The organism is Kluyvera georgiana (assembly GCF_050990895.1).
GTDB lineage: Bacteria > Pseudomonadota > Gammaproteobacteria > Enterobacterales > Enterobacteriaceae > Kluyvera > Kluyvera georgiana.
Map to the genome: position 1 here is coordinate 1128254 of NZ_CP158865.1, position 15695 is coordinate 1143948.

The window sequence follows — 15695 nt, forward strand, 5'->3', positions numbered from 1 at the left end:
TTTGTGACGCGTGACGCCAGCGCAAATCGTGAGGGATTGCAGCTGGTTGCGTTCTGTACAGCGTATGTAAACAGAGAAAATAATCTAAAATGACAGCAATAATATAAATGCCATTATTATTTGCATGATATATCATATTTTAAAATCACACCCTTATTTATGGTAGGGCACATTAATGCGACTTAAACACTTCATTGAAGTTGTTTAGCATCGCTTAAAGATATTTTATTTTTCCCCTGCTAGACCATCCATCGTGTTTTGTGAAATAAACTTATTTATAGTTTTTATTTGCTTTAATGCAGGGTGCGCGTTATAGCTTTTAAAGCGATCGCTCAGATGGTCGTAATGTAATGAATTGATTGTTATTTTAATAATCAATGTGTTGCACTTATATTCTATTGAATCAATTTCAAGGTGATGCCCATTATCAGGCGTTTTATCCTTATTGCCGCCGTGCGTAATTACCTTGCAGCGAGAGGAATATCAAGATGGCAGAACCAAGCGCACTTTCTCCGACCGTAGATATTATTAGCCGTGAAACTGGGAAGGAGATCACAAGTTATTCGCAAAGTGCTGACAGGGTCGTTAATCTCTCGCAAAGCAGCGTAGTGAAAATTAATGCTTCGCCTGAATCAGTTAATTTTTATGAACGGCAGGGCGACGATCTTATTGTCCACATGAAGGACGGTACGACGGTACGCTATCAAAGCTTCTTTACGCTTGATGCTAACGGCTTACACAGCGAACTGATTTTTGAAGATGAGTATGGCGTACATCGCGCAGCCTTCCCGTTTGCAACGGAAGCGGGCCCAATGGCCGCTGAGGCGGTGGTGCCGACCATTGTCGAAACCTCTATTGGTGCGCTGACCGGTAGTGCGGGCATTGCGGGGATCTCAACCCTGGGCGTGCTTGGCGCGATAGCTGGCGCCGCGGTGATCGGCGGAATTGCTATCGCAGCCAGTAGCAGTGGTGACGGTGGCGGGAATGACGGTCATAACAGCGGCGGGGGAGGCGGGAAGGATCCTGAGCCTGTTGCTACCCCTAAAATTTTTATTAGTCCTTTTGCCAACGATAACGCCCTGAACTCGGCCGAAGTTCAATTGAACCAACTGCTGTGGGGCTCAACACAAAATATCGCTTCCGGTCAGATGGTGACCATTACGTTAAATGGTAAAACCTATTTTGCGACGGTTGGCGGCGATGGCCTGTGGCGCGTGGAGATCCCTGCGGCGGATCTGCAGGCGCTGGCTAACGGTTCTCAGGTCGTGACCGTGAGTTACACGGAGAAAAGCGGTAAGGTCATTACCGCTAGTGAGACGATTACCATTGATACCTCCCAGCCGGCTGTAGCGATTGCAATCCTGTCCACCGATGGTCATCTGAGCGCGGCTGAGGCCCAACAACCGATGGAAGTGCGGGGAATCACCAGCCTGTACGGTACCGGCGTTACGCTTATCGTGACCTTGAACGGCAAAAACTATGTGGCGACCGTGGATAGCGCGGGTAACTGGAGCGTCTCGATCCCGTCGGCAGATCTGCAACTGCTGCAGGATGGTAATTACACTATCTCTGCTCGTGTCTCACTTGGAACCCTGTCGGCCCAGGCGACTCAGAATCTGGACGTGATGACCCATGACCTGCCTAAGCCGACCCTCAATACGCCGTTTGGCGATGGCTACGTCAATAGCGCAGAACATGCCGCTGCTCAGACCTTGACGGGGACGACCGGCGTAAAAGGCAGCTGGCAGACGGTCACGGTGACGATTGGTAATAAAACCTGGGAAACGACTGCGGATGCTAACGGTAAGTGGACGTTAAACCTTAGCGCTGCCGATATGGCGGCACTGGCTGCCGGTACCTTGCCGATAACCGTGGTTGCCAAAGATGCGGCAGGAAATACCGGACAGGTACAGGGCAACGTTACCGTCGATCTCACCCCGCCTTCGTTGGCTGTCCTGCCACTGACCAGCGACAATATTCTTAACCTACAGGAAGCGAAAGCGGGCCAGACGCTTAGCGGTATCGCATCGATTGAAGATCAGGGCCGTACGGTTTCCGTAACCCTGAACGGTAAAAACTACACGGCGCTGGTAGGCGTGGACGGTAAGTGGTCTATTTCCTTATCGCCTGCCGATCTTACCGCACTGCCGCAGGGGACTAACAACATTGTGGCAACCCTGACCGATGCGGCGGGCAATACCACCACGATAAACGGCAGTTTTAATGTTAAAACGCTGCTGCCTACGGTCACCGTCACGCCGCTGACCGGCGATAATGCACTGAATGCCGCCGAGGTTAAAACTGACCAGACCCTTTCCGGTATTACGAAAAACGCACCGGCGGGCAGTACGGTGCAGGTCACGATCGGCGATCAACGCTACATCACGCAGGTGGATGCCAACGGCAACTGGAGCGTGCAAATTAGCGCGGCTGATTTGCAGAAATTGCCGCAGGGGCCCACTAGCATTAGCGTGACCGTTACTGATCTTGCCGGGCAAACGGGGACCGGCAGTTCAACGGTTAACGTCGATACCCTGAAGGGTGGCGTGGCGATCAGTATTATTGCCGGTGACGATTATATCAGCAAAAACGAGGCCACAGGCCAGGTCACCATCCGCGGTACCAGCGCGGGGCTGGACGCAAATACCACCGTAACGGTAACCATTGGCACGAAGACATTCCCGGCGCAAACCGATGCTCAGGGCAACTGGTCGGTCACGCTGCCTGACGGAACGCTGCTGACCCAGCCGGATGGCGCGCTGACGGTTACGGCGACGGCGATCGGGCCTAATGGCGCGGTAAGCGACAACCATACTATCAATATTGTTATTAATAACTTGCCGAATGTCAGCTTTAACACGCCGTTTGGCGACGGTGTGCTAAACGCGCAGGAGATTACCCAGAACCAGACCCTCAGCGGTAAAACCGGCGTAAGCGGGGCAGGGCAGAAGGTGGTCATTACCCTCGACGGCGTTAATTATCAGGGAACGGTAGATGCCAACGGTAACTGGAGCGCCACCATTCCTTCAGGCGCGCTGTCGGGGCTGACCAATGCCAGCTCGCCGCTCCAGGTCACCGTTACGGTCACCGATATTGCCGGCAACACCGGTTCTCAGAATCTGAATGTTCCCGTTGATGTGGTGCCGCCGCAGGTCACCATCTCTGCGTTTGCAGGAAACAACTACCTAAACGCCAACGAAGCCAACATCACCCAGACGTTGAGCGGGACGGCAACCGATGTACAGACCGGGGATAAAGTCACCCTGGTGCTGAACGGTAAAACCTACACTACCACCATTGGGCAAAACGGAGCCTGGTCTATTCCCGTCACTTCGGCGGATCTGAAAGCGCTGCCGGACGGCACCATCAATATGACGGTCACGGTGACCGATAGCGCGGGCAACGCCACTGTGGTAACGAAGCCTATCCAGGTGGCGATAGATCCGACCAAACAGCCGGTGCTGAGTGTGGATCCGGTCACCAGCAACAATATTATCGATGCTGCTGAAATTAACCAGGCTATCACCATCACCGGTAAGACGCTCAATGTCCAGCAAGGGCAGACGGTTACCGTCTCCCTGGGGTCGCAGTCCTGGACCGGTACGGTGGATGCCAGCGGCATATGGTCTGTGCAGATCCCGCAGGGCGATCTGGCTGCACTGACCAGCAATGGCTATACCCTGGTGGCGACGACCAGCGACCAGGCCGGTAACACCGTATCATCACAGCATAACTTCACCATTGATAAAGACCTTACCGCTATCAGCGTGCTGCCAGTCACAGGTGATGATGCTATCAACGTGGCCGAGGCGGGAGCGGGTTTCAGTATCACCGGCATTTCCAGCAATCTGACGGCCAATACCATCGTCACCGTCACCCTGAACGGTAAAACCTATTCAAAGGCAACCGAAATTGACGGTACCTGGTCGGTGTTGATACCGGCAGCGGATGCCAAAGCATTGAGTGATGGCAAATCTACCGTCACCGTCAGCGCCGTTGATGCCGCCGGTAACCCGATTAGCGTCAGCCATGATTTTACGGTGATTATCAACAAAGTACCGTCGGCGACGATTAATACGCCATTTGGCGACGGCATACTGAATAGTGCAGAAGCTGCAGGTTCGCCAACGCTCACCGGTAGTACAGGCGTACTCGGCGCCGGACAGACGGTCGTGGTGAATATCGGCGGCATCAACTACAGCGCCACCGTTGATGCCAACGGCAACTGGTCGCTGGATGCGCCTGCCTCGTTATTAAATGCCCCGGATACTGGCTTAACTCCGATTCCCTACACCGTCACCGCGAAGGATGCGGCTGGAAACACCAGCGTCATCAACGGCACCATCGACGTTGATAAAACACCTCCAGCGTTAACGCTTCAGGCGGTCAGCGGTGGCTACGTTAACGCGGTCGAGGTGGTGCAGAGCGTGCCGATTAGCGGTACCGGCGGGCCTTACGATCCTGACCATCCACATACGATTGTTGTGGTCGTTAACAACCAGACCTATACCACTACGCTGTTAAGTAACGGGACCTGGAGCATCTCGCTGCCGGCGGGCGCGCTGGTAGGCCTGCCTGACGGCCCGATTAACTATACGGCCACCATCAGTGATTCAGCCGGTAACCCGACCGTGATGAAGGGCAGTTTTATTCTTGATGCCAATCCGGCGACCCTGCCAACCATTACCATCAATGCTATTTCCGGCGATGACTTCATCAATGTGAGTGAATCTTCGCAGCCGCTGGTGATTAACGGTAAAACCACCAACACCGAGGCGGGCAGTATTATCAGCGTTGTATTTAACGGCGTCACTTATACGGGTGCTCTGGTTCAGCCAGACGGTACCTGGTCGCTGACATTGCCTTCGTCGGTGATGACCGGGTTGACCAGCGGTACCCAGGTGATTACCGCTACCGTTACCGATGTCGCCGGTAATTCAGCCACCAGTAACCATAATCTGACCTTTGTGGCCGATGCCAGCAAACAGCCTTCCCTCACCGTTAATGTCATCGCCGGTGATGATGTGATTAACGCCATCGAGCATCTTCAGGCGCTGACAATCAGCGGCTCATCCCAGAACCTTACCGCCGGTCGTATTGTCACCGTTACGCTGAACGGTAAGACCTATACCGGGCTGGTGGACAGCACCGGCAAGTGGAGCGTTGACGTGCCGGCTGCCGATGTTCAGGCGCTGTCCAGCGGTTCCGGCTCGCAGCTGTATACGGTGACGGCAAATGCTACGGATATCGCCAATAACACGGCGACGCCAGTCAACCATACGGTAACGGTGGATCTGATCGGGCCGGCGCTTACGCTGAACCCAGGCAGTTTTGTTGCCGATGGCAAGGTCAATATCAGCGAAACGGCGGCTATCCAGGTGCTGTCGGGTACAGCGCCAGAAGGGCAGATCGTTACGCTCAACGTGGGCGGTAAAATTGTTGATACCGTGGCGGGGCCGGGCAATAGCTGGTCGATGACCGTTCCGCTGGACGTTTTGCAGAATCTTACCCAGGGCAAAGGCGAGTGGACGCTGAGCGCGACGGATGCGGACGGCAATACCACACAGGTGAAAATTCCTGTCGATGTCAACAGCACCACGCCACCGACCCTGACCATGAGCACGCCTTTCGGTGATGCGCTGGTCAATATTAACGATGCCCAGGCCGGTACAACGATTACGGGGACCAGTCGCGGTCTTGCCGCTAATACCGTGGTGACGCTCTATGTTGATGGCGTGGCGGTACGAAGTGGAACCGTGGGCAGCGACGGTAAATGGAGCATTATTGTTGGCTCTAACGATATCCCGGCTAACAGCGATGGTACGCATGTCTATACGGTCAGCGCGTCGGATGGATGGGGCAACCAGGCCGGTGCGACGGCCAACGTTGATTACCTGCTGACCAGACCGGCGCTGCCATCCCTCAGCGGTCTGTTTGGCGGCGATGGCATTATTAACCTCGCAGAAGCCACGCTCGGGCAAACCCTGAGTGGTTCAACCTCGGTAACCGGTCCGGGCCAGACCGTTAAGATAACCATTGATGGCATTAACCCAATTACGGTGCCGGTCAACAATGACGGCAGCTGGTCGTTAACGCTGCCACCGGCTGCATTGCTGGCATTAAGCGACGGTTCGCACTTAATGACCGTCACGATTGTCGACAGAGCCGGAAACGCCGTCACCGGCAGCGCCAGCTTTAACGTGCAGACCGATACGCTGCCGACGCCGACCCTGGCGGCGCCGTTTGGCGATGGTATTCTGAACGTGCTGGAATCCGGTGCAACAACCGGCACAATAGGCGGCTCTACCGGGCTGGCGAAAGCCAGTATCCAGAGCGTGACCATCCGCATTAACGGCGTAGATTACGGCCCGGCCACCATCAATGCCGACGGTAGCTGGAGCCTGTCGCTGACGTCCGCCCAGATGAAAGCCTTCCCGGATGGCAAGGTTAGCGTTGATATCACGGTTATCGATAATGCCGCCAACGTCTCGACGGGCAGCGGGAGCTTTACCGCCGCAACCCATTCGGCTCCGTCGCTTAGCCCGGTCGTGGCTTTTACCGACGGCGTGCTGAATTTCGTCGAATCAACCAGCAATCAGACCATTTCCGGCACCACGAATCTCTCCGGCGCCGGGCAAAAAGTCTCCTTGGTGTTAAACGGGGTAACCTACAGCGGAACGGTGCTTGCAGACGGTCGCTGGACTATCAATCTGCCAAAAGAGGTGCTGCAAAATCTGCCTAACGGTAGTTCCCAGACGCTGGCGATCACCGCCACCGACGCGGCGGGCAATACCGATACGCAGTCGGTGAACTTTACGGTCCATACCAGCCTGCCGACACCGTCTATCGTTGATCTGTTTGGCAGCGATAACCTGCTAAGCCTTAGCGAAGCCAGCGGACCGCTGACGCTGACGGGGACAACAGGTGTTACCAGCGGCACGCAGTATGTGAAGCTGACTATCGACGTCAACGGGGTCAGCTACCCGGCCACGGTGCTGGCGAACGGAAACTGGATCCTGGCGCTGCCGGCCAATGCGCTGCAATTCCTCAGCAACGGTAAGCACACCATTACGGTGACCGCTGAGGATCAGTTCGGCAACGTGAACGAATCGGTACGCGAATTCTCTGCTGCACTGAGTAACCCGGTGATCACCCTCTCCTCGGCGTTTGGCGACGGCAACGTCAGCCTTAGCGATGTGACAAGCCCGATGACGCTGACCGGCAACCTGACAACAGCGATACCGGGTAACTCGACGGTATCGGTGACCATCGGCGGTAAGACGTTCCCTGGCGTCGTTAACTCAGGGGGAACCGGCTGGTCTCTGACCATGAATCAGGCCGACTGGAGCGGCGTGACCAACGGTTTGCAAAGTATTGATGTGAAAGTGACCGACGTGGCGGGCAACGTGACCACCATTACCCAGCCGGTCAATATTGCGCTGATACAGCCGACAATCAGCGTCACTTCCGCATTTGCAGGCGGAACCCTGGACTACGGTGAGTCGCGGCTTGTACAGACGCTCACCGGCACCTCGACGAATCTGGAAGCCGGACAGAAGATTACGATTACTATCGGCGGTAAGACCTTCCAGACAACGGTGCAAAGTGACCATAGCTGGAGCCTGCAGGTCACGCCGGAGCAGATGGTGGGCATGACCAGCGGCACCATCACGCTGACGGCAAACGATAAAGCGGGTAACCCGACGATCGTCACCGGCACCACCGATCTTGGCCTGATTATCGATATCACACCGCCGGCAGCCTGGATCACCATCGATACAGTGGGCCTTAATAACTCGCTGAATGCGGCGGCGCTGGCTTCAGGCAGCACCACCATCAGCGGGAAAAGCAGCAATGTCTCCGGCGTGATTACGCTGGAGATTGGCGGGCACACCTACGAGAATATCCCGATTGGTAGCGACGGTAGCTGGCAGGTTATTGTGCCCAAAACCGATCTCAGTGAAGGGCCAAACAGCATTATCGCCAGTGGAGCGGGTGCCCCTAATGCGGTGGTGAACGTCACGGTGGATACCGTGGCGCCGAGCCTGGCGATTAACGCGTTTGCCGATTTGAACAGCACCGGTAAAGGTCTCGACCAGATCTTAACCGGGACATCCGATGCAAACGGCCGTGAAGTGCGTATTGAGTTGCTGAATTCAGCGGGTACGGTGGTGAAAGTCTACTACTCCACCGTCGCGGGCGGTAGCTGGTCTGCCTCCATTCCGAAAGGCGATTTGGCAGGCCTGAGCGACGGCGACTATACCTTCCGGGCCTCGGTAAGCGACAGTGCCGGTAACTCGTATCAGACAAAGGAAGAGTTCACCCTGGATGCGACGCCGCCGCTGCTGGATGTCAATTTCAACCTGCTTCCTGCGGTGCTGAATACCCTCGATATCAAAGATGGACTGGTGATTTCCGGCAAAGGTCAGCAGGGCGAAAGTCTGCTCATCAGAATTGGGCTGCTATCACTTCCGGCCACCGTGGGTCCCGATGGCAAATGGTCCGTGACCTTCCCGAAAGCCGATTTGCTGACCTTAACCGACGGCGCGCAGGTGGTGAGTGTTACCGCAACGGATGCGGCCGGTAATACCAGCACAAATTCTGTGACCCTCAACGTCGCTCTGAACAAGGACCTGGGCGTGGCCATTGACAGCGTCTTTGGCAATGACAGTGTGCTCAATATCGCCGAGTCTCAGGTTACTCAAATCCTCACCGGTCATGTAGACGGAGACTACCGCGGGGCAACCGTTAAGCTGACCATCGCCGGAACCAATATCAATATTCCGCTGGATAGCGTCGCCGTGGGCAACGATGGCAAGTTCTCCATTAACCTGCCGCCGTCACTCTGGCTGGGGCTGCTAAATCAGACCCTGGGCTTACAGCTGGTCGTCACCGATGCGAACGGCAACGTTGTACCGAGCAACAGCAGCGATCCGCTGGCGAACGTGCGCCTGTCGCTGGGCGACCTGCCGAAAGCGGCGGAGGCCGTTACGCTGGCCGTAGGTAACGTTATTGATGTCGATAACGTGATCAACAATGTTGAAAGCGCCACTGCCCATACCATTGGCGGTATTGTCAGCAACGCAAACAAAGTGGGCAGCGTAGTGCTGGTTATCGCTGGTCAGACGATTACCGGTACAGTTGATGCCGTTAAGGGGCTGTGGTCGGCCACGCTGGGGTCCTCTCTGCTTCAGGGACTGCAGGACGGAACCATTACCGGGAAGGTGAATATCACCGACCTCGACGGCAACCTGGTTAGCACCAATATCAGCTTTGGCGTGGCAAAAACCCTTCCGACCATTACGCTAGGTTCGCTGTTCGGCGACGGCACGCTTTCGCTGAACGAACTGGTTTCCGGCGTGATAAGCGGGACCACCACAGGGCTGGCGGCCGGGCGGCAAGTGACAATTACCATTGGCAGCACGGCGTCCTTCACCGCCACGGTAGACAGTACCGGTAAATGGTCCGTTAGCCTGCCGTCCACCGTTGCCGATGCGCTGAAAGCGCTGGGTACCACCGGACCGCTGACCGTCACCATGGCGGCAACGGATCAGTATGGTAATAATGCGACCAGCGTCAGCGGTTCGCTGAAGCTGGATCTGCTGGCGCCGGTGCTGAACTCGCTGACGCTGTTTGGCACTAATACCCTGAGCGCAGTGGGGGCGCAGACCGATAAGCTGATTACAGGCACGGTGGCCAATGCGGCCGACGGCTCGCTGATACAGGTGACCGTTGGCGGTAAGGTCTTTACCGGCACGGTGAGCGGCGGTTCATTCAACATTACCGCTAAAAGTACCGATCTGCTCGGCCTGACGGATGGTAATCTGACCGCCAGCGTGAAAATCACCACGCCCTCCGGCAACACCGTCACCGATGCAACGCATAACGCTATTGTTAACCTCACCAAACTGCCGGTGGTCAATATCACCTCCCTGTTTGGCAATGACGGCTATCTGAATCTGGATGAGGCCAATCTTGGGCAGACCATAGGCGGTACGGTCACTAACCTGGACAACGGTTTCATAAAGGTGACGATCGGCGGAGTGATACATGATAGCGTTGCCGTTACTGGCGGCGTCTGGTCTCTGGAACTGACCAAAGCTGAACTGAAAGGACTCGGTGACGGTAGCCTGACGCTGACGGCGTCGGTCACCGACAGCGCGGGTAACCAGGCGACGAGTTCCCAGGTGATCACCTCTATCGTGACTAACGTGCCGAAAATCACGCTTAACCCGCTGTTTGGCGGCAACGGCCTGGATCTTAACGACCTGCTGAGCCAGCAGTTTATCAGCGGTAGCGTCACCAACCTGGCGGCGGGAGCGCAGGTGAAAATCGCCCTGGGCGGCTTTAACTACACCGCGACGGTGAATGCAGACGGCACCTGGAAAGCGGCGCTGCCGACGGTTGATTTGCAGAAACTTGCCGACGGCCCGCTTAACGTCAGCGTTTCGGTTCAGGATATGGCCGGTAACAAAGATACCGTCAGCGTGACGCCGTCGGTGGCGATTAACACCTTGCCGACGCTGGTCGTGAACAGCATCTTCGGCGACGGCGGATTGAGTATTGCCGACCTGCTGAAAGCGCAGGTGATCTCCGGGACCACCAACGACAGTGGGATTGGATCCAAGGTAACGGTGACGCTGGGTACGCGCACCTATACCGCAACGGTTGGGGCAGATAAAACATGGTCTGTCAGCGTTCCGACCAGCGACCTGAGTCAGTTAGCGGACGGTAACCTGACGGTCGGCGTCACGTTGACTAACCCGGCGGGTAATGTCGCGTCAGGCAGCGGCGCGCTGACCGTGATTTCGCATAACCCGCCGTCGATCTCCCTGACCTCGCTGTTTGGCAACGATGGCTGGCTGAACATCAGTGAAGCCAATACGGCCCAGAGCATCACCGGGAAAATCAACGGCCTGGCCGACGGGGCAAAAGTGGTTGTCACCGTTGGCAACACAGTTCTCGACCCGGGCAAGATCACGGTGGACGCCACTACCGGGACCTGGTCGGCGACCGTTGATTCTTCCATCCTGAAAGGGATTACCGATGGCACCCTGAAAGTGACGGCGGGCGTCACCGATAAGGTCGGTAACACCAGCACCACCTCTGTGGATGTCAGCAGTAAACAGACGGCTCCGACGGTATCGATTAACCCGCTGAGTTCACTTCTGGGTCTGGTGGTACTGACCATCAGCGGTAAATCGACCAACGTGGGCGCAGGCGGTTCAATCAGGGTTTCACTGGTGAACAGTACGGCCTTTGCGGTGGTGACGCCGGATGCGAGTGGCAACTGGACGGCGTCTCTGGGCCTGGTGCTGAACCTTGGTGTTATCCTTAGCCTCACCAGCGTTCTGAATATTGACGCGGTGGATGCGGCCGGGAACCACACCTATCTTAACGTCGGCCTTAACGGCAGCATTATTTCCACCACGCCACCGGCCACGCTGATGGCAACTGAAGCTGAGACCCTGTCGGTGCTGGCTGCCAGCGAGTCCTCTGACGACCACAGCACGCTGGCGACCACCACCACCACGGCGGCGAAAGTCAGTGTCCTGTCGACCGAAAGCACGACTGAAGCACAGAGTGCAGAAAATCAACAGGCTACGGAAGAAAATGCCGCTACCGGTGCCTACACTATTGGAGGCGTCACTATCGATCTGGCCGACGGAACCCATCAGACCGGGGACTCCGTAACGGGCAGCGCCGGTAACGACACTATCCATCTTTCGTCTCTGGGGTTAACCCATATCGATGGCGGTGCCGGAACCGATACGCTGATCCTCGACGGGCTACATCTCCAGCTCGACCTGACGGCGTTGGGTGACAAAATCCAGAATATCGAAATTGTCGATTTAGGCTCGTCCGGCACTAACAGCATCACCCTTGACCTGCAACAGGCCTTAAGAATTACCGATAAACCTGAAGACGACCTGCTGATTAAAGGTGTGTCCGGCGACCAGGTGAATCTGGTGCAGGGGCAGGGAGATATCTGGAGCGTCAGCGGGCAGCGTGATATCGGCGGGATCCAGTTCGATGTTTATCACAACAGCTCTCAAAGCAATACGCTAGGTGATGTTCTCATCCAGCACGGGCTGCATGTCAATATGGTGTAAACCGGTTGTCGCCTCAGGGACGAGGCGGGTTCGGATGTAAAAATATCACCGGGGTAACCTAAGGTGGAGTGAATGACGAAAACAATCCTGCATTGCACAATGCTGGCGGCGCTGTTGATGGCATCGACGGGCAGCGCAAGAAGCGCGGAAGATACAAGATGGCAAGCGGCGCCGGGAGATGCTTACCAGGCACAACTGACTATCAAAGAGGCGATTCTTCGCGCCTTTGCACGTAACCCCAATATTTCGATGGCCGCGGCGCAAATTAGCGTCGGCAAGGCCAATCTTAGCGAGGCGGAAAGCGCCTGGTTCCCGCAGGTCTCTTTGCAAGGGAATACCGGACGTTCTCATCGAACCGACTCTTCCGGTTCGCTGAACAGTAACGCCTCAGCCGGTATTAACCTGCGCCAGCTGCTGTGGGATTTTGGCAAAACCAGCGGCAGTATTGATGAGCAACATAACCTGTCGGATGCCTATCGCTACCAGCTCTATGATTCACTGAATCAGGTCGGTATGCAGACGCTGCAAACCTATCTCCAGGTTAAGCGTTTTCAGGCGCTGGAGGAGTCGGCGAAAAAAAATACCAACTCGCTGAACAAAGTGCTGGAGATGGCTAAACTTCGCGCCGAAGCTGGGCTAAGTTCGCAGTCTGACGTATTGCAGGCGCAAACCCGTATCGCCGGAATGAACGCCACGCTGGCGCAATACACGGCGCAGCGGATCTCCGCTCAGGCAGCGCTCAGCGTGCTGACCGGCGTGACCGCAGACACGCTGCCCGACCTGCCGGTCGATCTGCTTAAGCAAAAAATCACCCTCAAAACGCTTCCCTATGAGCAAAGCTATGCGGTACGCAGCGCACGCGCTAAACAGCTCGCGGCTGACGATCGTATTCGTCAGGCTCAAGCTCAGCACTGGCCAACGCTGTCGGTGCAGGCCGGCCGTACGCGCTACCAGAGCAGCAGCAACAGCAGCAATTACTGGGACGATCAGATCCAACTGGTGGTGGATGCGCCGCTGTATCAGGGCGGGGCGGTCAGCGCGAGAGTTGACGCAGCGGAAGGCGATCGTGCCAACGCGCGTGCGCAGGTGGAGGCCAGCAAACTGGATATCAACCAGAAAGCGGCAACGGCATGGGCGGATCTGGCCGGATCGCAGCAGCGCCAGCAGGCTGGTGAAATACAGTACGCCAGCGCCGAGCGGGCGCGAGGGGTGTATCAGGGTGAATACCAGCTCAGCAAACGCAGTCTCAATGATTTGCTCAGCGTTGAACAGGATGTTTTTCAGGCCGATACCTCGACCATCACTGCGCGCTATGACGGCTGGGATGCGGCCGTACGCTATGCCGCTGCGGCAGATAACTTACTCGACATGTTAGGTATTGAGCGGAGCCGTACCGTGGGCGACACGCTGCCTTCCCTTTAAACGCACAGGGTACAGGAGATGTAGATGCAACAGCCCGAAACCGAAAGCTGGATCAATGTTATGGTGCGGGCGGCAGGGCGTTTTGGCCTGCCCGCTGACGCGCCGGCGGTACGTCAGCAGATGCGCTGGTTTGAATCCTTGCCTCTGAATGTACGTCTGGAGCGGCTGAGTGGATTAATGGGGCTACAGGTACGGACCGCCGAACTAAAAAATATGCGCTGGAATGCGCAGACCCTGCCGGTGATAGTCCAACTGGAATCCGGCGAGCTGATGCTGCTGGAGGCGATCGACGCCGACGGTCTGGTCAGCTACTGGCTCAGCGACGGCGGCGATCTGGTGCGTGAAGAACCGCTGGAAACCCTGCTCACCCGTGTTAAACCCGAGATTGTTCTATTGGGCATCGCCGCACGCGGGCGCGATTCGCGTATCGACGAGTTTACCCGTCCCTGGGAAGCACACTGGTTCTGGCGTCATTTCCGCCACAGCGGACGCAAGCTGAGCGAGATTGCGCTGGCCTCGATTGTTGGCAACGTGCTGGCGCTGGGGGGGATCCTTTTCTCAATGCAGGTGTATGACCGGGTTATTCCTGCTCAGTCGATCCCGACCCTGTGGGTGCTGTTCTTCGGCGTGTTGATGGCGGCGGCGTTTGAGTATTTTATTCGTCTTGCGCGAACCCATGTCTCCGACATTATGGGTAAGCACATCGACCTTAAGGTCTCCTCGCTGTTCTTTGCGCGGGCGATGGCCATCAAAAACGACGCGCGTCCCAAATCCACCGGCTCATTCATCTCCCAGCTCCGTGAAATTGACCAGGTGCGCGAGCTCCTGACGTCAACCACCGTCGGCGCGGCGATGGATATGCCCTTTGTTTTCCTGTTCCTTGGCATTATGGCGCTGGTGGGCGGCCCGCTGGTGGCGGTTCCGCTGATCGCCATCCCGTTGATTGTTATTCCTGGCCTGCTGGTGCAGTGGCCGATGGCGAAGCTGGCGAAAGAGGGGATGCGCGAGAGCGCTATCCGTAACGCGGTGCTGGTCGAATCGATCGAAGGGATCGAGGATATCAAAGCCCTGCAGGCGGAACCCTATTTCCAGCGCCAGTGGGAGCACACCCATTCGGTAGGTGCCGCAATCGGCATGAAACAGCGCGTGTGGGGCGCACGGCTTAGCGGATGGGCCTCTACTGTCCAGCAGATCACCTACGCCGGGATGCTGGTGTTCGGCAGCTATCTGGTGCTGGATGGTGGGATCACGACCGGTACTCTGGTCGCCTGTAGCCTGCTTTCCTCGCGTACGATTGCGCCGCTGATGCAGCTGACGATGGTCTTCTCGCGCTGGCAACATGCGAAATCGGCGATGACCGGACTGAATGAGCTGCTGAAAAAGCCGCTCGATAAAGAAGCCGACAAAAAAATGGCCCACTGCCCGGTGCTGGCGGGTCACTACCAGGTCCAGGGCTTGCAGTACAGCTATGACGAAGAGAAGGGCGAGCAGGCGGTACAGATCGGCGAGCTGGAGATTAAACCCGGCGAGCGCGTTGCCATTCTCGGCAAAACCGGTGCCGGAAAATCGACGCTGCTGAAGCTGCTCTCTGGCCAGGCGCAGGCCACGAAAGGCAAAACGATTATCGACGGCGTTGATATGGCGCATATCGACCCCGATGACGTCCGTCGCCAGGTGGGCTACCTCTCTCAGGATTCGCGTCTCTTCTTCGGTACGCTGCGGCAGAATCTGATGCTGGGGCATCCTCATGCCTCCGAGGCGGAACTTATCCAGGCGCTGCGTATCAGCGGAGCGATCACCATGGTGCAGCAGGATGCCGCCAGTCTTGACCGGTTGATCAACGAAGGTGGACGCGGGCTTTCCGGCGGGCAGCGGCAGATGGTGCTGTTGAGTCGGTTAATCGTTCGCAATCCACAGATTGTGCTGCTGGATGAACCCACCGCGTCAATGGATGAACAGCTGGAAGCCTGGGTTATCCGCCAGCTCCAGCAGTGGCTGACCGGGCGTACGCTGATCCTGGTAACCCATCGCCCGGCGTTACTCAATCTGGTGGACAGAATAGTGGTGATGGAAAACGGCAAAATTATTGCTGATGGTCCACGGGATTCGCTGCTCAAGCAGGCGCAGAATAACAGTAACGTGGCGTCTATCGCCTGAGGA

General features: G+C 56.6%; 3 protein-coding genes. All 3 read left to right on the forward strand.

Annotation, left to right across the window (positions count from 1 at the left end; all coding sequences use genetic code 11):
* Positions 1 to 488 precede the first annotated feature (488 nt).
* The 3 genes from ABTW00_RS05405 to ABTW00_RS05415 all read left to right on the forward strand — a co-directional run bounded on the left by ABTW00_RS05405 (position 489) and on the right by ABTW00_RS05415 (position 15692).
* Positions 489 to 12113 carry an Ig-like domain-containing protein gene (locus ABTW00_RS05405; RefSeq protein WP_433639376.1) on the forward strand — a complete coding sequence of 3875 codons (11625 nt, stop codon included), beginning with the start codon at positions 489 to 491 and terminating at the stop codon, positions 12111 to 12113.
* A 72-nt stretch (positions 12114 to 12185) separates the two neighbouring features.
* Entirely contained in the window at positions 12186 to 13535 is a 1350-nt protein-coding gene (locus tag ABTW00_RS05410) for a TolC family outer membrane protein (RefSeq protein ID WP_433639378.1), read from the forward strand.
* A gap of 24 nt (positions 13536 to 13559) precedes the next feature.
* Positions 13560 to 15692, forward strand: coding sequence for a type I secretion system permease/ATPase (locus ABTW00_RS05415; protein WP_433639380.1), 2133 nt, complete (start codon positions 13560 to 13562; stop codon positions 15690 to 15692).
* Positions 15693 to 15695: the final 3 nt, after the last annotated feature.

Coding starts and splice junctions, on each gene's coding strand:
- ABTW00_RS05405 (WP_433639376.1), top strand. CDS start 489: ATGGCAGAACCAAGCGCACTTTCTCCGACCGTAGATATTATTAGCCGT.
- ABTW00_RS05410 (WP_433639378.1), top strand. CDS start 12,186: ATGACGAAAACAATCCTGCATTGCACAATGCTGGCGGCGCTGTTGATG.
- ABTW00_RS05415 (WP_433639380.1), top strand. CDS start 13,560: ATGCAACAGCCCGAAACCGAAAGCTGGATCAATGTTATGGTGCGGGCG.